Source organism: Streptomyces pseudovenezuelae, from assembly GCF_001513955.1.
Taxonomy (GTDB): Bacteria; Actinomycetota; Actinomycetes; order Streptomycetales; family Streptomycetaceae; genus Streptomyces; species Streptomyces pseudovenezuelae.
The window spans coordinates 759,649-784,211 of the sequence record NZ_KQ948150.1; the positions used below are offsets into that span (position 1 = coordinate 759,649).

A 24,563-nucleotide genomic window follows, 5' to 3' on the forward strand; every position below is an offset into this window, starting at 1 on the left:
ACAGAAGAGCGGGGACGATCCGCCGTCCGGCGGCTACGTCGAGGGCGGCACCTTCAGCAGCCAGTACGACAACCACCTTGGCATGGGCAAACCCACCTGGGACACCCGGCCGCTGGCCCAGTACAGCTACGGCACCGGCCTCGCCCTGGAAGCGCTGCTCAACAAGCCCGAAGGAACGCACGGGTTCTCCTGGAACGAGGTGTCCGTCGACGAGGCGGCCTCCGTCACCCTCAACAACTTCGACGTGGTGGCCGGGGCGTTCGACCGGGCCGCCAAGTTCTTCGTCGACCAGCAGAAGAAGATCGAGGAGTGGCAGACCCGCGTCGGCCTGGAGAAGAACGACGCCTGGCGCGGCACCGCCGCCGGTGTCTTCTGGGACCTCGTCAAGAAGCTCAACAAGCAGTACAGCGACTACGCCGACGACATGAGTCCCAACGGCAGCTACTTCTCCAAGCAGGGCAACGAGATCCGCGACGCGAAGAAGGCGTTGCGCGCGGCCGCCTGGGACCTGCACACCTCCTGGGCCACCTGGGAGTACAAGGACGGCAACCCGCTGAGCTGGCTGCACTCCCTGCTGTCCCGGATCACGAAGTACGTGTGGGACCACAACATCACCAAGATCACGTATGAGATCGTCCCCAGCTACTCCGAGGCTCCCTCGACGGTCAACTACGTGGCCGAGACCGGGTTCGACAACAACGCCAAGGACCCCGGCGACGCGAACACCCCGGCCCGCGAGTTCGGTGATCTCAAGGATCTCGCCACCTGGGCGAAGATCGGCAACCAGGCGATCCTCGACTGGCAGAAGTCGGTCGTCGACCAGCTCGACAAGGCCGCCGTCGCCGCGCTGAAGGACGTCAAGGACGCCTGGAGCAAGTCCACCTTCGACCTCGGGGACATCAAGTCCCGCGGAGGCAGCTCCCTTGAGGAGGGCCTCAGCAAGGACGAGGCCGAGGTCAAGGAAGAGGAAGCGGAGAAGAAGGCGGCCGAGGCCGCCGCGCAGCAGGCCGCCTACATGCAGTGGATGAAGGACCAGGCGGCGAAGGCCGAGGCGGAAGCGGCCAAGGCCAAGGCGGAGCAGGAGGCGAAGGAGAAGGCGGCGGAGGAGAAGGCCGCCAAGGAGAAGGCCGAGCAGGAAGCCAAGGAGGCCGCCGCCAAGGCCGAGCAGGAGGCCAAGGAGAAGGAGGCCGAGGCCAAGGCGGAGCAGAAGGAGAAGGAGCAGGAGGCCAAGCAGGCCGAGGCGGAGAAGAAGGCCGAGGAGAAGGAGGCCGCCGCCAAGGCCGAGCAGGAACAGAAGGAGAAGGAGGCCGAAGCCAAGGCCGAGCAGAAGGAGAAGGAGCAGGAGGCCAAGCAGGCCGAGGCGGAGGCCAAGCAGGAACAGAAGGAGAAGGAGGCCGAAGCCAAGGCCGCCGAGGCGCAGGCGCGTCAGGAGCAGCTCCAGATCGCCCAGATGAACCAGGCCAAGGGCGAACAGGAACGCCAGCGCAAGGAGCAGGAGCAGAAGGAAGCCGAGGCGGAGGCGAAGGCCGAGCAGAAGGAGAACGAAGCCGAGGCCAAGCAGGCCGAACAGGAGGCGAAGCAGGAGGCCAAGGAGAAGGAGGCCGAGACCAAGGCCGAGCAGGAGCGGAAGGAGCAGGAGGCCAAGCAGGCCGAGGCGGAGAAGAAGGCCGAGGAGAAGGAGGCCGCCGCCAAGGCCGAGCAGGAGGCCAAGGAGAAGGAGGCCGAAGCCAAGGCCGAGCAGAAGCAGAACGAGCAAGAGGCCAAGCAGGCCCAGGCCGAGGCGAAGGCCGAACAGAAGCAGGCCGAGCAGGAAGCCAAGCAGGAACAGCTCCAGACCGAGCAGGAGAAGAAGCAGGCCCAGGCGGAGGCCGAGCAGCGACAGCTGGAACAGGAGGCGGCGAAGCGGGAGCAGGAGGCGCTCGGCCGCTACGACAACGCGCGCCAGGAAATCCTCAACAACGGCGACCTGTCACAGTTGTCGCCCACCCCGATCAGCGGTCCGGTCAACGACGCCACCCTGGATCTTCCCGGCGGCGGCGAAACACACATCGACTCCTCCGGGCGCGTGGTCACCGAGTACCCCGACGGCAGCTCCACGACCATCGACCCGCTCACCCACAGCTCCACGGTCACAGGCCCCGACGGCACCACCATCTCCGGCCCGCTCAACACCGGTGATCTGCTGACGAACCCGGACGGCAGCGTCACCCACCTCGACTCCGGCGGTCACGTGGTCACGGAGTACCCGGACGGCACCGTCCAGACGGTCGACCCGGACACCGGTTCCACCACCATCACGCTCCCTGACGGCACGACCTCCTCCGGCTACCTCAACGGCGGTGACCTGCCGACGTACGGCTCCTCCGCCCCTCAGCCGTCGTACGACCACGCCTCCTACGAGGAGGAGTTGTACGACGACACCCCCTACCGCTCGCCCCTGGACTACAGTTCCGCCGCGAACCCCCAGGTGACGATGCCGAGCAACCGGCAGCTGCTGAACACCGCCGCCTTCCCCGGTCTCGCCACCGCCGGAGGGCCGGACAGCTCGGCCGGCGCCTCCGCCGCGTCGCCCGCGAGCAGCGGCAGCCCTATGGGTGGCATGCCGATGGGCGGCATGGGCGGTATGGGTGGCGGCGGGGGAGGCGGAGCGGGCAACAACGACGGCGAGCGGGTCCGCAACGTCATCGACAGCGACATCGTCAGCAACCGTCGCGGGCGTCCGGGCACCGGCGGCACCCGCGGCAACGGCGGCTACGCCGAGGACGAGGTGCGGGTGGCGGCCGGCGGTCCCAGTACGGCGGGCTCGACCCCGTTCCTGCCCGGGTCGGCCGGAACACCGGGCCGACCGGAGACGCAGAGCACGGACCGGGCCCGTGACACATGGGAGCCCGAGGACGAGGACGTCTGGGGCGCGGACGAAGGGGGCGCACCCGCGGTGATCGGCCGATGAGCGAGTCCATGAAGCAGAAACTGGCGCAGGCCATGGCCGAGTTGGAGGCCGTGCAGGAGGCCGTCGCGCGTGCCGAGAACGAGTTGGACCAGGCTTCGGCGACCGCGCGTTCCCGCGACCGCACGGTGGAGGTCACCGTCGGCCCGCAGGGCGAGCTCACCGGCCTGAAGTTCCCCGACGGCAGGTTCCGTTCCCTGCCCGGCCCGCAGCTCGCCGCCTCCGTGCTGGAGGCCGTGCAGGAGGCACGCGCCAAGATGGCCCAGCGGGTGAGGGAGACCTTCGCCCCGCTCGCCGAGCAGCAGGGCGGCGGCCCGACGGGGATGCGCGGCATCGACATCGACTGGGACCGCCTCTTCGGCGCGGCGCTCGACGACGGTACGGCAGGCGGGCGGGGCCGGGCGGCCAGGGACCGTCTGCGCGACGAGATCCACGAGGACACGGACGACAACCGACACCAGGGACGAGGAGGGCAGCCATGAGCTCGGACAGGTACGAGGCGAACCCCGCCGGTCTGCGGCAGGGCGTGGAGCTGATCGGGATCCTGCCGGACCTGGCGAAGAAGGCGGGCGACGACTTCATCGCCCAACAGGCGGAGTACCAGGGCGCGTACGGCTACGACGACGAGTTCTACCAGCAGAACTTCCCCGGCTACACGGAAGCCAACGAGACCCTGCTGTCCGTGTTCCGGGAGTACGGCACCGCCTTCTCGTACCTGGGTTCCGCCGTGCTCGGCAACCTGCGCAACATCGAGGGCACTCAGCAGGACGCGCTGGAGGGGATCAACCTGCAGAACAACAAGCTGGACGCCTTCGGGGACGGCTCCGGGTCCGGAAAGCACTGAGCGGCGGACACGAGTGAGCGCGGTGGCCTGGGCAGTGGGCGGGAGAGGCTGAGTGGAGGAGATCAACTTCCCGCCCGACGTGCGGAAGATGCTGTTCGTCCTCATCGGTGAGATGCCGTTGCAGGCCAGGGAGAATCTGCTCTACGCGAGCCGGGAGCTCTACAGCTTCTACGGCAAGAACCTGACCAAGCTCAGGGACACCGCCCGCGACACCATCCAGAAGTCCCGCGACTCCCTGCCGCCGGCCGTCGCGGAGCAGTACGTGCAGGGCCTCACCATGCTGATCGGTGAGGGGCGGGGCAACGATCCCGTGCAGCGGGTCCTCGACCAGATCACCGATCTCGAGAACCGGCAGATCGACCTCTCCCAGAACGTCCAGGGCGCCAAGTGGGAGATCATCGCCGAGATCATCATGCTGATCGCCGAACTGGCGATCCTGACGGCCCTGATGGCGTTCACGGGCGGCGCGTCCGTGTCGCAGATCTTCCTGGCCCGGGCCCGGAGCCGGTTCGCGGTCCTGATGATCATCGACCGGCTGCTGACGATGACCCACATCATGCCGACGCTCACCGAGGCGGTCACCGAGGCCCTCCAGACCCTCGCGGTCCGACTGGCCCAGATCGCACTCAACAGCGGCCGGCGCAAGCCCGACGGCATCGACTGGGGAGACGTCGGCAAGGCCGCCGCGTTCGGCGCGGTCGTCGGGCTCTTCGGCAGCGTCTTCGAATGGGTCGCGAAGCCCTTCAAGTCGATCTTCAAGGACTTCAACGCCGACGTCCTCGACAAGTTCAAGTTCAACCCGAACAACCTGAACTACAAGCTGTTGAAGAACGGCCCGCCGGAGATCGTCGGTGCCTTCGTCGTCGCCGGCGCTGCCGAGGGGCTCGGTGAGTACGTCGTCACCGGAGCGTTCGAGGGCAACTGGGACTTCAAGTGGGAGACGTTCGTCGGCAGCGGCTCCAGTGCGGTCTTCGAACTCGGCGCCTCCGCAGCGCTCGGCGGCGCGGGGCTGTGGGCGTACAACAAGTACTTTGACAACAAGCACATGTTCACCGAGATCAACGACCTCTCCGGGTCGTCCGGTGGGGGAGCGGGGGGCTCTTCCGGGGGCGGGCGGGGGAACTCCGGGGGCGGATACGGCGGTTCGGCTCCCGCGAGCCCGGTGACCGGCGCGCCTTCGATACTTCCGGGGCCGGGGCCGGGGCCGGGGCCGTCGCCGTCAACCTCCTACACGCCGCCTCCCACGACGTCGAACCGGGTGATCACGCCGACGCCTTCGACCGCGTCGGCGGCCCCTGACGTGCCGACAGCCACCAGTGCTTCTCCGCGGCCGTACAACCCACCGTCAGGCTCTCTCACCGACACGGTCACGGACATCGAGTCCGTGCTCAATCCGGCCTCGCCGTTGCCCACGACCTCCTCCACCACCGGTGACTTCACCGACGCCTCAGGTCCCACGCTGCCGAAGCCCTCCCTCGCGCCGACGGGTTCGGTGGAAACGGACAGCGCGACCACGCCCACCGACTTCGGCGACCCGGAGTTCTCGGGTTCGGACACCTCGTCGTACGACCCGGACGTCATCACCCCTGCCGACCCGGTGTCGACGGCCACGGGCCCGTCCCACACACCGAGCGTCGGCACGGGCGGCGGCACGCGCCAGCCCACCCCGGAGATCGTCACCGCGGCGCGTGACGAACACGCCGACGCGATGCGTGCCGTCACCGAGGCCAACGCCAAGGCCGAGACCATCAGGCAGCGCGTCGAGACGGGTGTGGGCTCCAGCCGCGACGCCGACGCGCTCAAGCGGGCCACCGCGGACGTACAGAAGGCCGAGTCCCACCTGGCGCAAACGGAGGAGCACCTGCGGGAGTTGGGGATCGACCCCCATGCGCCGGAATCGCAAGGCCCGGACGACCCGCACGTGCCGGTCGTCCGGCGCGACGAGGCGCAGCGGCAGTGGATCGCCGACCGGATCACGGCGGCCGACCTGCCCGCCGAGCTCACCACCGGCTCGACCGACCCCACCGGCCTGTCCGACCTCGACCGGGTCAAGTCACAGATGGTCCAGCCCGGTTCCTGGTCCCCGGAACTCGACACGACGGCCGCCAACGCCACCCGTCGCATCTGGCAGGACGCCTACGCGGACTTCGTCGACGCCGTGCCGGACGACGTCAGGGACAACGCGGGGCAGGCCTGGAGCACGGCCACCTCGCTCGTACTGCCCCTGGAACTGCATCCGGTGCTCGCCGACTCACGGCATGCCCTGGAGTCGTACCGGAGCGCGGTACGGCAGGTGGCCGACGTGCTGGTGACGGGCGGCGGCCGGGAAGCGGCGACCACTCTGGCCGACCGTCTGCGGCACGGGCTCGACCTGCCCGCCCGGTTGCGCGGCGGCGCGAGCGGCAGCACGCCCGGCGCGCCGGCGGCCGTGCCCACGGCGGGGAACTCGGCCTCCCGTCCGGGCCACCAGCCCTCCGATCCCGGCGGCCATCCCTCGGACTCCGACGAGGCATCCTCCGAGTCGTCCGACTCCTCCGATTCCGAGGCGGATTCGGAGGCAGAGAACGACTCGGAGAACGACTCCGACGACGAGCCGACCACCGTGACGCCGCCACGGCGGCCGCCCACGTCCTCCGGATCGGCGCACCAGCCCGACGACTCCGAGTCCGAGTCGGAGGACGATTCGGAGGAGGAGTCCGAGTCCGAGGCGGATGAGCCCGGCGAATCGGATTCCGAGGACGAGTCCTCCGACGACGACGCGGAGGACGACTCCGACGACGATTCCGACGCGGGCCTCGCCGCGATGCCGGTGCGCGGAGGCCCGGCGAACCCGCCCGGTCGCGCCACCGCCGTGCCCACGGCATCCGCGCATCGCTCCGCACCCTCCGTGCCGGAGCCGCCGGATTTCCGGCCGGCCCCGGTCAGCGCCGAGGACCTGGAGCGGCTGCGGTATCAGAGCGAGGCGGAGCAGTTCGAGAGCAGACTCGCCGACTTCCTCTCCGAGCATCCGGACGTCACGGCCGAGGTCAAGCGGTTCGTCGCCCTGCTGTGGGAGAAGACACCGCAGGTGATGCGGCCCATGCTGGGATCCCTCGACAGCTCCGTTCCCGGTTCGGTGGGCCGGTCCCTCGGCGCGCTGGAAGAGGTCGTGCAGAACGGCAACTTCCGAGAGCAGACCGTGCTGTTGTGGAACGCGCTGCGTTACCACGTCTTCGACTCGCTGCACGGTACGCGGAAGAACTATCCGCCCGTCATCGCCGCCGACCGCCGCTGGCGGGGCACCCCCTCGGACGGCCTGCCCGAGCGCGACCCGGAGACCGCACGTCCGCCCCTGAGCAGGGCCGAACGGGACTTCTCCGCGAACGGCACGGACTGGATCACCGGAGCGGAGCGCTCCGGCATCGCCCACCGGCCGCCCGCCGCGGAGCCCACGGACGAACGCCCGCTGACCGTGGAGGACTCCCCGCACTACGCCGCCCAGAGCACCGGCGCCCTGCTCATGACCGGCCTGTCCGGCACCGCGTACTTCTGGCTCAACGCCGTCGAGGCGGCCAACAAGCAGTGGGACGCGGGCCTCGACCTCGGGCTGATGCGGCTGGCTCTCGTCGGTACCCTGCTGGCCAACCGCCACCACTCGCTGCACGAAGTCCTCACGGCCACCGAACTGTGGGCCTCGGAGGAAGCCCATCCGGAGCGCCACGGCCTGGACTTCGCCTACGACGACTCCTGGGACCGCTACAACAACCTGCAGCCGCTCAGTGAGCGGGAGTTGCGCGACAACGTCGCCGTCGGCGGCCGGTTCCCCAGCGAGCGCGTCCGCGAGTTCTACCAGGGCGGCACGTCCGGCGGGCCGTCCCGCTCGGCGGCACCGCGTCTGTCGGACCTGCTGCTCCAGGGCTCCTGGTGGCGGCTGTTCATCGACCCGAACGTCCACGACGAGGTGTTCGCACCCAAGCCCGAGGACATCGGCGGCCACCTGGACCGCACCAAGTACCCGGGCTACCGCAAGGGCATGAACGAGCTGTACGCCGAGGTTCTCGACGGTGGCCGCGGCGATCGGGACTGGTCACGCATCGACGTCGACGCGTACGAGGAGATGCACGACCTCGCGACCCGTCATCTCACGGACGGCGGCCAGAACCGGTCGACCACGTGGTCGGGCTCCTCGATGGTCACTCATCGCGGCACGGGCGTCGAAAGCCTGGCAGCCGATGTCGGTGAGGAGACCGTCCTGGGGCGGCCCCTGCTGGTCGACTTCAACGCCCAGCGGCCCGGCGGGCCGAAGCCGATGATGGTCTTCTGGCTGGGCGGCAGGGTGTCCAGCAACTACACCGTCGACGAGGCCCGCGCCGCCGTTCAGGAACTGCTGGACCGGTACTACGACGAGGTGGCCGTCGCGCTCGGCCCCGACGACAAGCTGCGCGCCATCGCGCGGGTGACACGCGCCCTCCAGATCCTGCAGCCCTTCACGGACGCCAACAGCCGCGTCAACGTCCACACGTTGATGCAGAAGTTCCTGCTGGAGCAGGGCTTCAGGCCCGCCGTGCTGATGAACTCCCATTCGCTGTTCCTCGGCGGCTTCTCGGTGCCGGAGATCGTCGCCCATCTGAAGGACGGCATGGCTTTGTTCGACCAGCATCTGCGCTGGGCGCGCTGGGACGGTTTCAACCAGTTCGGCGGCCCGCGCGACACCCGACTGGTCGACACCCTGGCCCAGGGCATGGGCCTGACCGGCGACGCCCCGGCGGAACTGCGCCGCCGCGTGGTCGACACGGTACGGACGGCCAGGGCGATGTTCGGGGACGAGATCCCGGGCGACGACCAGGCCGGGCAGACCCGATGGCTGGGAGCGTTCCAACGCCTGCGCGACACGGCGGGCACGCTCTTCCCCGAGCTGTCCGGGCCCGACGCGGTCTCCGAGTACGTCGCTCGGGTCTACGAACTCGGCCCCGAGGACGACTTGTTCGACGAACACGTTCTCGCGACCGTCGAGTCCGTGGCGAGTCTGCCCGCCGACGGCACTCCGCTGGACATGAGTGCCGTGCGCGAGTACCTTCCCGACCTGCCCGACGACCAGGCGCAGTCGGAGAACGCCGAGGCCACGGCTGAACCCGGCCCCGACGCGGGCATTGACGACGAGTCCGAGGAGGAATCCGAGGAGGACTCGGACGACGAGTCCGATCCCGGCGACGACTCGGACTCCGACGACGACTCCGATTCCGACGACGCCCCGCCACCCCTGCCGCAGACGGTGTTCCACCCCAGCGCGCCCGCCCCCGCCCCCGGTCCCGCGCCGGAGACGCGCGGTGCCCCGGCCGCCGAGGCGCCGCTGCTCCTGCCCTCGATGGCCTTCGACCCGAAATCCGGACCGGGCGGCCGGCAGCGCGGCGGACTGCGAGGCGGATCCCGGGACAACGGAGTCGATCCGCTGGCGTCACGCTGGGCGGTAGGACGGTCCGTGACCCTGATGGCGCCCCGGCACGCCGCGGAAGGGGAGACGGTCCCGACGCGCGTACCCGTCGCGAGCGTGCCGGTCCCCGAGGGCAAGGGCAAGAACACCCCGCAGGAGAGCTGGTTCCCCGTCACCCTGCGGGAACCCTCGGACCCCTTGGACCCCTCGGACTCCGAGTCTGTCCGGTCCGGCTCGTCCGACGCCGTGAGGCCCGGGTACGAGGTCAGTGACATGGGCCGGGTGCGGCTGCCCGACCATCAGGAACTGGACGCGGAGGGCTGGGTCGGATTCGGCGACGACTTCGTCCACCTGCCCTCGGGCGCGTACCTGCGCGGGGACAGCGGCTGGATCGGACGCGTCGACAACATCGAGGCCCTGCGCCAGGTGCTGGACGAACTCGACCCCGACACGACCCCGTACACCCTGGTGGCGAACCGCTCCTCCGGTGTGTACCTGACCCCGGCGGACACAGGCACACAGGCTGTCCGACTGCCCCTGGACCACAAGGACGACAAGACCCCGGAGCCGCCGGACCCGTCGGAGCAGAAGACACAGGGCACTGGGCGCGATCCCGTCCTCGACCCCGGGATGAATGCCCCGCCCACCGGTCGGCGCACCCCGGCCCGGCTCGACGACGGCCGCACCATGCCCGCGTACGTCGACGACCTCGAAGCCCTGCTCCCGGACGATCTGACCGACGCCGAGCGCAGTCAGCTCCTCGCCGGCCCCAGTACCTTCGGTCAGAGCGCGGTCGTGCTGCGCGGAATCGACCAGGTGGTGGCCCGGATCCGGGAAGAGCTGGGGCGCAGGCCCGGTGTGCGGCCGCGTGACCAGGCCCAGTTGTCGGCGGACGTGGCGCGGACCCTTCGGGAGAAGCCGAAGTCGCTGGCGGACGGCGGGCGCCCGATCCCGTACGTCAACGAGGACGGCACGCTGCGCGTCCTCCACATCAAGGCGCGCCACCGCGGCGGCTGGACCCTGTTCGACGACGGCGTCGGTCATGCCGCGAAGCTCGACAGCATGCACCAGGCCGCGGCGGTCTTCGGGTTCACCAAGAACGTGCAGTCCAACACCCAGTACGGGTCGGGCGGTCCGCTCGGCCCTGTCGGGTCCGCGGCTTATGGCGGCTACGGCCGGCTCGCCTTCCGGTTCGGCTTCATCGACAAGGTCGGCTACACGCTCACGGACCAGCGCCAGAACCAGACGGAGACGCGCACGCTCGACGACTCCCGGACCTATCTGGACGACCTCCACTACGAGGTGTGGGTCGTCGACGCGGCAGGACAACTCGTCACCGACTCGCACACCGACACGGAGACGGAAACCGCGGAGCCCACAGGCCACGACACCCAAGTCGTCCCGTCCCGCTTCGCGTTCGGCATACGCAACGGCATCCAGGTCCGGCTCCCCGACAGCGTCACCAAGGTGGGCGAGCCCGGCAGGATCCCGAGGTCGCTGGACCTGGGCCGCGACACGCAGTACCGATTCGTCAGCGTCGAGGGGTACGGGCCGGTCGCCGCGATCCGGGACTGGGCCGCCTCGCTCCTCGGGGTCCTGCCGGGCAGCAGCGCGTACCGGGAACTGGACGCCTTCTTCTCGGGCGACAGCTTCCAGCGCCACAGCGCCACGATGGCGCGCGGCCGGCTGACCACCCCTCCGCTCTACGCCGACGACAAGAACAAGTCGCCGCTCGGCGTGTTCGTCGTCGAAGAGGTCATCCCGCGCAGAGCCGTGCTGTTCGGGGAGACCGACATGGCAGAGATACGGGACAGCAGCAGCTCCACCGTGCGCAGTGAACGCGTTCGCACCAAGGGCCGCAACATCGTGCTGCAGGCCGCCGCGGGGCCCGCCTTCAACTTCTTCGACCCGGGCCTGGCACCGTTCGATCTGCGGCTGCAGTTCGGGCCGAACGCGCAGTACTCGTTCAACCGCAGCCGCGCGGGCGGCCTCGGCGGCTCCGGCGCGCTGAAGGCGGTGGGCCAGGTGAAGGGCCCGAAAACCGCCCTGTACGTGGTCGTGAAGTCGGTGCGGGTGCGCCGCTCGGGCGACACCGGCCCGCCCACCCAGTTCCTGACGTGGAGCCTGGACCGGCTGACCAGCGCCGAGGCACGGCGGCTGGCCGGCTGGGACGACGGCACCGCGCTGGTGGTGCGCCACGGCGCCGTACCGTACGCGCCGGCCTATCTGAGCGTGGACCGGCCCCGGACCCTCGGCATGCACCGGGTGAAGGAGTTCACCTTCGAGGACGGCCGGCGCACCCAGGTCGTACCGGACAGCCGCGACGGAGTGGGGCGCACTCTGCTGGACGCCTTCGCCGACAGCGTGGTGGACGCCGTCGCCGCCCGCCGCAGGGGACTGGTCGTGCCGCTGCACGAGCTCGACCTGCCCAGGGGCTGGCGTGCCCGCTTCCACGACCTGATCCGGCGCGACCCGGACCGGCTGGCCGCGGAAGCCCGCAACCTCCCCGTGCCGCCGCGGTGGCGGAACAACAAGCACTACCACGCGGCACTGCAGAACACCCTCCAGATCCTCGGCGTGCTGTCGCAGCAGAACGTCACCGGCAGTCTGGAGGCCCTCACCACGGTCGGCCTGCGGGTCCGGCTCTCCGATCCCGGGTCCGTCGGACAGACGTACTACACCGTGTGGGTGCACGGCACCCTCAGCGGACGGCAGTACGAGGGCAAGGACATCACCGACGGCATCCGCTTCAGCGCCCAGGGCGCCGAGCGGCTGGACGGCCAGGTCACGGCGCGCCGCGCCGCGGAGGCGGGCTTCGAGGGCACCCTGTCGGGCCGGGACAACAACGTCGACGACACGGGACGGCGACTGAACACGCTCGGTCTCTCGCTGGGCGCGCGCAAGGGATGGCAGCGGGAGGCGGAGAGCGGCTTCGGCTCCACCGTCACCGCCGAGCCGATGTCGGTGAGCAAGTCGCCGGCCGACCTGTACCGCTACACCCTCGACCTCACCGCGACCCTCGGCGGCTACTGGCGGCCCCGCGGCCTGATCCGCGGCTTCGGGTTCGGCCTGCCTGGACTGCTGGTCCTCGACGAGCCCACCGACATCCTGTTCGGGCGTACGTCGCTGGGGTTCCTCAAGGGCGGCGGCCCGGTGCGCGGGCAGGTGCTGATCAGCGTCCCCGTCCAGCACGCCCCCGAGACCGACCCGCACGCGGACGGCGCGTTCAACCCCTACCTCGCCGCCGAACCCGAGCCCGTGGCGATGAGCACGGAACGCGCCCTGGCCCTCGCCAAGGGCGATCTCGTACTGCCCGGCGGTGCCGGCGGGAACGGCCGTCTCGCCGCGCGCGGCACCGACCAGTTCCGGGAGCTGCGTCAGCATCCCTACGCGATCGTCAACGCGGTCCTGACACCCGGGCTGGTCGCGGCGGTGGACGGTGTCCTGCGCCGGGCCTCGGGCAGTACCTGGCATCTGGTGAAGGAGGGCGCCCCCGTCCGGGAGGCGGTCGTCCGGGTCTTCACCCCCCAGTACCTGACCGCCAACTTCGACCAGAGCTCCGGCCCGCTCGGGCTGATGGGCAGCGGCCTGCTCGGAAAGGGGCCCGCCACCGCGTTGTGGGGGACCTACCGCTACGCGACCTCGGTGTCGGGCCTGCACCTGCTCACCGGTCCGAGGCCCATGGACACCGAACTGGCCGTCGGCGCCACCCGCGTGGCCTCGGGCAAGGTCACCAAGGTCACCACCTTCGTCTTCGGCGGTCAGCTCGGCTACAACGCCGTCCGCAGCCCCGGACACGGACTGATGGGCGTGTACGGGCTGATCGCGCACCCCGTCTCGACGTCCCGCGCGTCCGCCACGACCCTCGTACGGACCGTCGTCGCCGACGTGAACCGTGCCTCGTCGGTCCACCAGGTGCTGGTCACCGGCGATGTGCGGCACTGGTTCGCCCTGACCACGAGCCGCCTCGGGACCGGGCGCCTGGGACGGGCGGCGGCGGGCAGCGCACTCGTCCCGTCGATCCTCGCCGGTGCGGCGGGCATGGAACTGGACACCCCCGCGGGCATGTTGGCCCACCTGCCGGAGAAGAGCGCCCACCGGATGGGCCTGATCGACGACGGCCTCGGTGACGTGCCCCGCTACGCCCAGCACCGCTGGGCGCCCCAACCCTGGCTGGCGGGAGCCGCGTTCGGGACGTACGCGGTCAACTCGCTCGATCCGACGGACGCGTTGCAGGCGTTCGAGCGGCGCCTCGACGGGTCCGGCCTCGACGAGGCGAGCCGGGAGAAGATCCGTCAGCTCGTCACGGCCCGCGCCACCCGCGCCCTGAAGGGCGAGATGACGACCACCGGACCCTCCGCGATGGTCTCGGTCAGAGGGTCGGGCTGGGGCAGCGTACGGATAGGCCGGCGATCGGTCCGGGTCCGCGTCGAACTGATCCCCGGGACGCCCGAGTTCCAGGGACTGGACCACGGCTCCGAGATCGAGGACAACCGGCGCGCCTCGGAAGTCGTCCTGACCTCCTCCGAGGCGTCCTCCGGGACGGACCTCGGGATCGTGACCGGTCAGGTCGCCCACACCGACAACCCGTCGATCGTGGGCGCCGGGCCCACATACACCGAAGCGGGGACCCACAGGCAGACGGTGGCATCCAGCCACTCGAACACCACCGTGACGATCTACCGCGCGGTGACCACGGAACCGCACGCCGAGATCGTCACCCCGTACACGATGCGGATCACCCTGGAGGCCGACGACACCCCTCACCAGGGCGACCCGTCCGGCCGGGAGGCGGACGAGGGGACCACCACCGCCTTGGACCGCTTCCTGGGCCGGCACCGGATCGTCGAGGAACACGGTGTCGGCGACCTGCGCGAACACGTGCCGCTCAGCCTGATGGAGCCGACGTCCACCGCATCCACCGGGCCCCGCAGGGCGCTGCCCGCGCCCGACCCCAGGACCGACCCCGCTCTGACAAGAGCCCCCCGGCCGACACCCCTGCCCGCCGTACGGAAGGAGATCAGGGCCGTCCACGGCGACGGCGTCGAGCGGCCGTTCACCTTCCCCGAGAACGGCTTTCACCCCCGCGGCATCCTCGGCGTCGACACCATCCGCACGGCGAACGACCTCCTGCTCGCCCGGGCCTACGACGCCGGTTTCTCGCTCGCCGTGCTGCAGTCCGAAAACGGTCCCGACGACGCGGCCCTGACCCAACTCCTGCGCCAAACAAAGAAGTCGGGCCTGACCCGCACCGGTACCGGCTCCGCCCAGGCACTGGAGGACGCCACCAGCCTCATGGCGGTCACCTCCTTCTACCCGCGCACCCTGGAGCCCGCGGGCTACCAGATCGCCGGGCTGACCGAGAAGTCCTTCCTCGGAAGCGACTCCGGAGAACTGTCCCTGCACTCCACACCGGACTTCAGCCGCGCCCTGCTGCTGACGGTCACCGATGGCGCCCGCCTTGAGGTGCTCCACCAGTCCGGCGAGGCCGCCGCCACCGCGCTGGCCGACGAGCACACGCAGTCCGGCCACCTCGGCGCCGGATTCCTCTACGACGCCTCCCAGGACATCGGCCTCAACCAGGTCGGCCTCCTCGGCGGCGGGCCCCACGCCCTCGACGCCGACACCGGGCCGACCTCCGACGACCACCTGAGCTCCAGGAACCTCAAGCCCAAGACCCCCCGTGTGTTCCTGTTCGCGATTCCCGCCCGGTTCGTCGGCGTCGGCGACGTCCACCGGACCTTCAAGGATTCCCGGGCCATGACGTACCTGCGCGGCACCTTCGGACACGCCAGGCCGGGTGCGCAGGCGATGGAGAGCCAGGCATACGTCGTCGCGTGGGTGCGCGAGGACGTCGCCCGCGAGCTGATGCTCATCACCGACTCCAATTTCCCCGAGTCCGCACGCAAGGCGTGGGACGCGGTCGGCGAAGCGAGCACGGGCTGGGTGGCAGCGGACACCGCCTACTGGGCGAAGCGGCGCACCGCGATCCATCTGCGCGACGCCGTCAGGGCGGCGGAGACGGCCGCCACCGACACCCGCAACCGCCTCACCCCGCTTCTGGACGCCGCCGAGAGCGCCGACACCGCACTCGAACAGGCCGAGAGCGACGCGCGCACCGACCACGACACCGCACGCCGGCTCACCGAAGCCGCCGACTCCCTCGACCGGGCCGACACCGGCCTGCGCACGGCCCGGGAGACCGCGCGCACGGACCGCGCCCACGCGCAGGACCTAGTGCGGAGGGCCCAGGACACCCTCGACATGCTGCCCGGCTGGTCCGAACTACCCGGCAACGAACTGGGCCCGGAACAGTTCCAGCAGGCCACGGACGAACTCGACGCGGCACGCCGACGGGCCGACGAACTCCGCGACGCGGCCGACCGTGCCGTCGCGACCGCCCAGCTCGCCCGCGACAACGCCGAGGCACGGCTCGCCACGCTCGAACAGGAAGCCGATCCGTCCACCACGCCGATGCCGACGCCGGCCGCCGACGCCGACCGGGCCCGGCACACCGCCGCAAGGCTCGTCGAGACCGCCGGCCGACGGCTCGCCCGCGCCCGTTCCCGGCAGACCACGGCGAACGGCCGGCTCACCGCGCCCGCCCGTGCCCACGCCGCCGCGACCGAACGTCTCAAGGCCGCCCGCGACGCCTTCGAGGCCCGGCGCCAGGAACTCGCCCTGCTGCGGGCGGCGGCCGACACCGCCGCCGCCGAGTACCACCGGGTGCGCGCCGCAGCCGACCAGCTCACCCGCTGGCACCGCCTCGCCGCCACCGAGAGCGGCAGGAACGAACTCGACGGGCTCACGCAACCGCCCGAGGTCAGCTACCAGCCACCGCCCCAGCCCGCCCCCGAACCCACCCCGGAGCGCCCCCGCTACACCCGGGACACCACCGGACCGGACACCCGGCTCGTCTCACCCGCTCAGGAGACCTACGTCCTGGTCGACGTGCCGAGAGACGGCGACGCGTTCTTCCACGCCCTCCTCCAGGGCCTGGACGGCGCCGACCCGGGCCTGCTCGCCGATGTCGGCATCGACCCCACCGGCCCCGACGCCGTCCCCAGCCTGCGCCGCAGGCTCGCCGCCCGGCTGACCGACCCGGCCGATGTCGACCTGCTGGCCTTCGTGACCCCCGACGACACCGACACCTTCAGTGCGCGTGACCTCGACGACGCGGGCCTGGACCTTGGCAACGACACCCCCGCCCGCCGTGAGTTCGACGCCCTCGGCTTCATCCCGCACGCCGCCGACCTGAGCGCGGACGCCCGCGCGGGGCTCGCGGTCGCCCAGCTCCTGCGGCGCGGCGACGCCGACTCGGAGCGTGGCTGGAACCACTCGGCCGCGGACCTTCTGCCGATGCTCACCGCGCGCACCTTCGGCGTCCGGATCACCGTCGTCAGGGAGGACGGCAGCTTCGACCACTACGACCCGGACGGCGGACCACCGCCCGCGGGCGGTACGACCGGTTCGGCACGCCGCGGTCTGCAGGGCCTGGTCGACGACGCCGATCGACCTCGCCCGCAGGTGATCCTCAGCCTGACCGACCGCCACTACCAGGTGGCCCGGCCCGCGGGGCTGACCGCACCGGCCGACGACAAGCAGCCGACGGACCGAACCAAGGCCTTGCCAGCACCGAAGGCCGACGGGGCGAACACGGCACAGACCGAACCTGAGCCCTCCGACCGGACCGGACCCGTCCCCCCGCCCGTGCCGCCCCGCTCGCCCGGGCCGTCCGGGCGGCGGATCGACGCCGACGATTGGTCCTTCTCCGTACGACCGGTGCCGGGGGACGGGGACTGTCTGTTCCGCGCGGTGCTGGACAGCATGGCGGCCCAGCACCCCGGCAGGCGGGCGCCGGGCTCTGCCACGGCACTGCAAGGGGTGCGAGGCCGCCTTGCCGGCTGGTACGCCGATTCCGCCGACGCGGCCGACCTGCGCGCCCTGCACGCTTCCCAGGACCCCCTGGAGGCGCTGGTCGCGGATCTCTTCCCTCACCTGGACGACCTCCAGGACCTCCTGGGTCTCAGCACAGCTCCCCGGCTGACCGACGAGCAACGGGAGCGGATCACGCGCCGCCTCACGCAGGATCAGCGCAAGGCCGACCTGCGCGCCCTCGCAGCCGACGAGCGGGAACGCGAGCTGCTGTCCGGCTTTCCGGCCGCGGCCGTCGCGCAACTCCTGCCTCCCGCCACAGCCGACCCCTGGCAGACGGATCCGGCCCGCGCCCGGCGACTGAGCCGACAGGCCCAGGCCGACACCCTGCGGGCCGACGTGCTCAGCCTGCTGCGCGCACCCGCGGGCGGCAGGCGGGCGGACGCGGTGTGGCGACGGATCCGCGCGGCCCTGCCCCCGGAGGCCAGGGCCCATGTCCCCTCGTCCCTGCCTGCGTTCACGGCGATGGGATACGGCGATCTCGTCGCCCGCTCCCTGGCGTCCCCGGCGCTGTGGCACACCCCGTTCTACGACGACGCGCCCGTGCTGCTGTCCCGTTGGCTGGGGGTACGTCTCGTCCTCGTCCAGCCGGGGGGCGGGAACGGGGGACACACCGTCATGGATCTCGCCCCGGACGCCACCGGCCCCACCGTGTACGTCCACTACAACGGCCGTGACCACTACGAGGGGCTGGTTCCGGTGGCCGCGGACGCCTCGGGCAGTTCGCCGGACCCACGGCCGCGGCAGCAGGACGAACGCCCCCCGCAGCCCGCACTCTCGGCGCAGGACCGCACGACACGCGACCGGCTCGCGGCCCTCCTGCGCCGTCACGGCGTCGACGACGCCGACGCGCGGCGCCTGACGGCCGGGCTGACGGCATCGACCCTGGCGCGACTGCGGTCGGCCGCGCAGGACACCGGTGCCCTCGACGCCGGGGCCGGCGTCCCGCCCGTGGCACAGGAGACGACGGACCACAGAGATCCCGCCGGTGACGAGGCCCGGTCCACCGCCCCGCCCGTACCCGTCTGGAGCCCTGAGGGCGTACTCACCCTCAATGGGACGTCCTTTCAGCTGCCCGAAGTACCCGGAGAGGGCGACCGGTTCACCGAGGCCCTGGTCCACGCCTTGCGGACCGGGCTCCCGCACGCCGGGCGGCAGGGCGGCGCCCTGCTCGCCGCGCTGACGGCCGAGGGCGGACCCGACGCCCTGCACCGCTGGGCCGAGCAGCGACTCGCCGCCCCCGATGCCGCGGAGGGCGCACCACTGCTCGCCGGCCCGGATTGGCACGGAGGCCTTCAGGAGTTGGCCACGCAGGACCTCGCGCGGGCCGGTGTGCGGCTCAACGCGGAACAGAGCGTCTTCGTCGAACTCGGTGGAACCGCGCTGCCGGTGGCGGAGCTCGACGTCTCCCTGCCCCAGCGTTACCGGCTGCTGCGGCAGACGGCTCACCGTGGTCCCCTCACCGAAACCATCGCCGAACTGATCGCGCAGGAGCTGGGTGTGAGACTGACGATCATCGAACGGGAAGGCAGGGTACGCCTGTTCGGGCCCTTGAATGGAACTGTTGTCGTCCTGGCCCGGGTCGGGGGTGTCTATCGTCCCGCCGTGGCGCCAACTCGCTGATCGATGTGTCTCTTTGGCGTTCCGCCGGAAACGGAGAGCCTCCGTTCGGCACCGGCAGCGCACCGGGTGTACACCGTCAAGTAACCATCAAGGACAGCATGGTTGAGGAATCAACCGCAGACTGTTCGATCGAAGCTAATGTGTTCGTAGAGGCTGGAGAGGCTGAAGGGATGGAACGCGTCTTGTGCTGGTGGAGGATGTGCCGGTGACCGAGCACGACAACGGTCCCGACTCAAAGACCACGGCGCTGATCGCCAGTGGTGCGGCATGACGCGCTGGAGCTCCTTCGGCAGACGCCGCGGCGACCGGCCGGCCGCCACGGGCGGGGCCCGGCCATCGGGGTCCACACCGCACCACGACACGGCGGACGCGGCCGACCAGGTGCTGGTGGAGGACTACGACGGCCTGCTCCTCCTGCGTTCCCCCTCGGACGACTCACTGAGTCCGGCCGACATCGGCGACCTGGCCCGGGGGCAGCGCTCGGACGAGGCGACCGTGACCCTGGTCGCAGGCACCGAGAGCGTGGCGGCGGACTCCTTCTGGCCCCGCCTGAGCCAACTGCTCGACACCCTCGGTGACTCGGGCACCGACACCGTACGGCTGGCCATGGCCGGCGCCGGCCGGGACAGCGCGGACCGGCCCGCCACCGCACGGCGGATCGCGGACGCGTGGGGCCTCACGGTGGAGGCACCGGACGGGCCGCCCCTGCTCGTGCCCGGCGGGACGCTCTTCGTGCCCGGCCTGCCGCTCGGCTCGGCGACGGACGGCGGTTGGTGGCGCTTCGCCCCGCAGACGCACCCGAAGCCCCTCGGCCCGCGCAGCCCGGCCCCGTCCTGGCAGAGCGCCTTACGCGCCCTGCCCGCGAGCACGGACGGCGGCTGCGTCGTCGAACAGATCCCCGCGGGAGTCCTCATCCGGCCTGCCGGAGCGGCACCGACCAAGCCGGGCGACCTCTACCACTCCGTGCCGGTCTCTCCCGGCCGCCTCGCGGTCGTGGTCGGCGTTCCCTACGGCGAGGACGTCCTGGCGGACGACGTCGCCGACGTACTCGCCGCCCTCCCGGCAGAGGTCAGGACTCTCGTACGCCTCGCGCCCGGTGGCCGTCGCGACCTGCTGCCGCTGGCGCAGGCCGTCGCCGACCGGCTGGACGCGGAGGTGGAGGTGATGACGGGGCTGCCGCTCATCGCCGCCGGACGCCCGCTGGGGACGTACGCGGTGCAGTCCGTCCTGGTCGGGGCCGACCAGACGCCGCGATGGCTGCCCTTCGTCGATGCCGTCGTGTGCCGGCCGGCCCGGGGCGCCGCACAGGCGCCCGCCCCCCGCCTGCTGCGCTGGACGACACCCGTGCCCAGAGCCGATCAGCCCTCGGACGGCGTCGTCGCACTGTCCGAACAGTGGCAGGTCACGGTCACCCGAGCAGGCCTGTGGGTCGGCCCGGTCGACGGCCCCCGGCTGTCCCACACGGCCCGCCAGGTGAGCCCGTCCGGCCCACTGATCGAGGTCGGCCTGCCCGGCGAACGTCTCGACTCCTCCCTGTGGCCGGCCCTTTCGGGCCTCCTGGCCGGCCTGCCTCCCGCGCTGCGCGCGAGCGTGACGCTGCATGTGCACGGGATCCCGCACGACGGCGGTCGCGAGCTGCGCAGTCTGGCGGCACGACACGGCCTGCGGACGATCCGCTTCGCCTCGTTCAGCGCGCCGGTACCCACCCCGCGCGAGTCGACGCAGCCACCTCAGGCGAGCGGCACACTGCGCACTTCGTCCGACCCGGGCCACACCGAGCAGTCGGCTCCGGCCCCGGCACCCGTTCCGGCTTCCCCGCCCCCGGAGGCTAGCCGGAGCGCGGCTGCCCCAGTGACCGCCGGTGCCACCCCGACGCATTCCCGCCGAGAGGTCACCACGGCGCAGGAAACCGAGCGTTCGCGCCGAGTCGGTACACCGGGGGAGGGGACGGTGCCCGAGCGCACGGCGGTCGCGGAGGCGGCCGGCGGGGCCTCGGTGGGCACCGGATCTCCGCAAGCGAGGGTGCCCAGGCGGGACGTGCCGACGACTCGCGCGCCGAAGCCGCTTGAGCCGGACGCGGCTGCGCCCGAAAGGACCTTGCCCAGGCGCGAATCGATCATCGAAACCGTGCGACGCGCCGAGGCCGAGGCCGAGGTCGAGGTCGAGGTCGAGCCGGACGGTGTTCCGGAACAGCCGAAGACCCCGAAGCCCCAGCAGCGTGGCGGTGCGCCCGACGGTCCGGTCACCGAGCAGACCGCCCCCGCATCTGCCGACTCTTCCGACCTCGACGCCACCGACCCCGGTGCCGTGCCCGCAGTCCCGCCCGGCGTCGTCACGACCAGTTCGGTACCCGCCCCCGACGCACCACTGCCTTCCGCGCCCGCCGAAACGGGTGAGGCCACGCAGCCCCAGAGCACGCCCCTGCCCCCGGTCCCCTTCAGCCCAGGTCATCGCAGCACCGAAGACGACCGCACTGCCTTCCGCGCGCTGGCGGACGCGGAATGGGACCGGCACGGTACCGCCGTCGCCCGGGCACTCGCCCGGATGCCCGCCCTGCGGGGCAAGGAACAGGAAGCCGCTCGCGCTGACCTGATCGCGCTGCGGCTGTACCTGCACGCCGCACAGGGGCCGTTGAGCCACCAGACACTGACGCGCGCCCTGCACGGGCACGAGACTGATCTGCTGCCGTACTTGGCGTGCCTGGCATCGGCGCTGAACCGGCTGCCCTCCTACCGAGGCGTGGTGCTGCGTTCCACCGGAGCTGCCCCGGACGGCAGCGTGCCACGCCCCGGAACACTGCTGCGCGACGCCGCCCCGGTGAGCGCCACCCCGCTCGACCCGGTCCGCCCGTCCATGACGACGGGCGCCAGTTACGTCATCTGGTCCGTCGGCGCGCGCCGGGTACGACAGCTTTCGGACCCCGGCGACGGGCCGGAGGAAGTGGTGTTCACCCCCGGGGCCGTTTTCCGGGTTCTGGACGTACGCCGAGCCGGACAGGCCACGGCCCGGCAGATCTTCCTGCGCGAACTGCCTGCGCACGGGCCGGTCCGTCCCGATCCCGAAGCCGACAGTGCCGCACTCGCCCGTCTGGACGAGGCCGTACGCGGACGCTCCGCTCCGGCGAGTGCCGACCAGTGGCCGGAGCGCTGCTCCGGGCCCTTCGGCGCCGCGGAGGCGCACACCACAGCGAACCACTGACATGAGGGGCAGTCGTATGACTCGTCAGACCGATCCGGCCGGTGAGACACCGTCAACCGCGTCCGGAGCGTCGGGGACCTCCCGTGCCCACGGACCCTCGGACGGGCCCGGTTCCGCTGGGGTGACCATCCGCCGGGCAGTGCCGCTCCAGGGCACGGCACCGGACCCCGGTACGGCGCTGACACCGGGCGCGGGTCGCCCCGACCAGGCGAGCGCCGAGCCGACCGCCCCGTTACCTCCACCCCCGCCGGGGGCCTCCGCAGCCTCTGCGGTGTCCTCCGAGCCTGCCCCGTCGGAGGGCGCGCCCACGGGACCCGTCCGGACCGGGAACGAGGAGGAGGGCGCCGGCGCCGAGGGCGTTTCGGCGGCAGGGGAAGAGCAGGCCGCAGCCGGGTCCACGGTCACCAAGAGCGACCCCGGCCTGGCTCCCGCCGAGTCCGGCGCTGTCACGAGCGCCCCCGACACCGCGGCAAGTGAGCCGGATGCCGACCCCGTCGTCGTGGCAGGGGGCAGCGGCGGCGCCGGCCCCACGGCCGCCGGACAGGCGCACACCGGACCCAAGAAGCCGATGCTGGCCGCCGCGGCCATCGTCGGGGCGATCCTGATAGGGGTCCCGTTCCTCGTAGCGGGACAGGGCGACAGGGAAGAGCGCGGCTCGGATCGGACCGACAACGCGGCCGGGACGGTCCTGGACACCGACCGGAAACCGCATGCCTCGGAGAGCTACGCGACCGAATCGCCTTCCCCGTCCGCCTCCACCTCCTCCTCGCCCAGCAACTCGCCCGAAGGGAAGCAGGCCAGGGACGAGAAGGCCGCGCCGGTCGTCCAGGAGCAGAAGGCATCCCCGACGGCCAGTCAGCCCGCGAAGCCCAAGCAGGGCAAGGCAACCACCACCGGCTCCGCCGAGAAGCTCCGCCTTAAGGCCAACGCGGCCTCCAGCGCGGGCAACACCCTGCTGAAGAACGCCACGACGGGCCTGTGCGCCGACGTCCCCAACTACGGCAACGGCAAGGTCGACGGCCCGGTCAACCAGTACCCCTGCGACGGCACCACCGCCGACAACCAGCTGTGGAACCTGGAGGTGGCCCAGGCCAAGGGCGGACCCCAGGGGGCCTCTCTGTTCCTCATCAGGAACAGCAAGGACAAGTTCTGCATGGACCTGCCCTACTACGGTGCGGCGGCCTCGGGCACCAACGTCACCGAGTACTACTGCCGGGCGAGCTCGGACAACCAGCTGTGGTGGCTCGACCCCCGCTCGGACGGCTCGTACTGGATCCGCAGTTACTCCAGCAACAACCTCTGCCTGGGACTCGAAGGGGGCGCCTCCGCAGGCAACGACGCGCATCTGGAGATCGGCGGATGCGGGACCGCGGACCGCTGGCGCCTCTGACCTACGCCAAGGCCGCCATGCGCCCGGACACTGATGCCCGCCCCAGGACCGACAGCCCACAACGCACACCGACAACCGACCGGAGAAGGCCCGAATGAGTGCCCAACGAAACGCGGGAGACGCCACATCCCCCGGCACCGCACAAGGCGCCCCGCAGATACGCGTCGCGGTCGCCTTGCCCGCGTCCTCCGAGCCGCCCGAGGGGACCCTGACCCCGGGCCGGATCACGGCCACGGGCCCTGACACGACGAACGGTGAACCGGCGCAGCACGAGCCGACCGTCGCGGGATCGGGCCCAGAGAAGGCCGCGGAGGAAGAGCCCGGTCCGACGACAACGCTGTCGGACAAGGCTGCCGCGCGGGAAGCGGACGAGGCGCTCGTGCCGGGTGAGGCTGACAGGGCCGAGACGGACGGCGGCGCCGCGGCGCCGCAGGCGCGGAGCGAGGCCGACGAGGCGGCGACCGCTATGGCATCGGTCTCAACCGCGGCCGAAGGCCCCTCCGGCGACGCCGACGCGGGGGAGTCCCGTGGGGGACGGCCCAAGAAGCCGATGCTGGCCGCGGCGGGCATCGTCGGCGCCGTCCTGGTCGCCGTGCCCTTCCTGCTCATGGGGGGCCAGGACGACGACACCAAGCAGAAGACAGCCAACTCCGTCGGGCGCGAGGACAGCGACACCCTGCTGGGGGCGAACGCGGCGCAGGAGGCACCGGAGGACTACGCCACCCAGACCCCGAGCGTCACCCCGAGCAAGAAAGCGGCGAAGAAGTCCGCGAAGCCGAGCCCCGCCGAGTCCACGCCGTCGGTGAACAAGGCCGCGGACACGAAGTCCAAGCCGACGCACAGCGCCACACCCTCGGCGAAGGCGACCCGGCCCAAGGCTCCGGTGTGGACCAGCACGTCCGTCACGGCACCGAGCACGCTGTCCGTCGGCGAGTCCTGGAGCACCAACCGCATCAAGATGGTCATGCAGGCGGACGGCAACCTCGTCGTCTACAACGAGAAGGGCAAGGCCACCTGGGCGTCGATGACCTTCGGCGAGAACCACACGGCCCGCTTCCAGACGGACGGCAACCTAGTCATCCACAACGGCGACGACCGGCCCATCTGGGGAGCGGACGTATGGGGCCACCCGGGCGCGAAGCTGATCCTCCGCACGGACGGCAAGGTGGTCATCATGGACGGCACGACCATGACGTGGTCCACCTGACCGAGCGCG

At 71.5% G+C, this 24,563-nt stretch carries 7 protein-coding genes; all 7 read left to right on the forward strand.

Annotated elements, in window-relative coordinates:
• On the forward strand, positions 1 to 2,950 hold a 2,950-nt coding region (locus AQI94_RS46285), incomplete at its 5' end, for an AAWKG family protein (RefSeq protein ID WP_263973320.1).
• Positions 2,947 to 3,429, forward strand: coding sequence for a YbaB/EbfC family nucleoid-associated protein (locus AQI94_RS31325; protein ID WP_031049879.1), 483 nt, complete (start codon positions 2,947 to 2,949; stop codon positions 3,427 to 3,429). The genes AQI94_RS46285 and AQI94_RS31325, both read left to right, overlap by 4 nt.
• On the forward strand, positions 3,426 to 3,791 hold the full coding sequence (locus tag AQI94_RS31330; RefSeq protein ID WP_031049882.1) for a hypothetical protein: 366 nt from the start codon (positions 3,426 to 3,428) through the stop codon (positions 3,789 to 3,791). Before AQI94_RS31325 ends, AQI94_RS31330 begins: the two co-directional genes overlap by 4 nt.
• A gap of 52 nt (positions 3,792 to 3,843) precedes the next feature.
• Positions 3,844 to 18,759 carry a hypothetical protein gene (locus AQI94_RS31335; protein ID WP_062230045.1) on the forward strand — a complete coding sequence of 4,972 codons (14,916 nt, stop codon included), beginning with the start codon at positions 3,844 to 3,846 and terminating at the stop codon, positions 18,757 to 18,759.
• A 267-nt stretch (positions 18,760 to 19,026) separates the two neighbouring features.
• Positions 19,027 to 21,957 (forward strand): thioesterase domain-containing protein, encoded by a 2,931-nt coding sequence (locus tag AQI94_RS31340; RefSeq protein WP_031057284.1) that lies wholly within the window; start codon positions 19,027 to 19,029, stop codon positions 21,955 to 21,957.
• 271 nt (positions 21,958 to 22,228) lie between these two features.
• Positions 22,229 to 23,347 carry an RICIN domain-containing protein gene (locus AQI94_RS31345; RefSeq protein ID WP_051832807.1) on the forward strand — a complete coding sequence of 373 codons (1,119 nt, stop codon included), beginning with the start codon at positions 22,229 to 22,231 and terminating at the stop codon, positions 23,345 to 23,347.
• A gap of 94 nt (positions 23,348 to 23,441) precedes the next feature.
• Positions 23,442 to 24,554, forward strand: coding sequence for a hypothetical protein (locus AQI94_RS31350; RefSeq protein WP_051832806.1), 1,113 nt, complete (start codon positions 23,442 to 23,444; stop codon positions 24,552 to 24,554).
• The last annotated feature ends 9 nt before the right edge of the window (positions 24,555 to 24,563 follow it).

What these genes read in the sequence shown, in the direction of transcription:
- AQI94_RS31325 (WP_031049879.1), top strand. Translation starts at nt 2,947, where the DNA reads ATGAGCGAGTCCATGAAGCAGAAACTGGCGCAGGCCATGGCCGAGTTG.
- AQI94_RS31330 (WP_031049882.1), top strand. Translation starts at nt 3,426, where the DNA reads ATGAGCTCGGACAGGTACGAGGCGAACCCCGCCGGTCTGCGGCAGGGC.
- AQI94_RS31340 (WP_031057284.1), top strand. Translation starts at nt 19,027, where the DNA reads ATGACGCGCTGGAGCTCCTTCGGCAGACGCCGCGGCGACCGGCCGGCC.
- AQI94_RS31350 (WP_051832806.1), top strand. Translation starts at nt 23,442, where the DNA reads ATGAGTGCCCAACGAAACGCGGGAGACGCCACATCCCCCGGCACCGCA.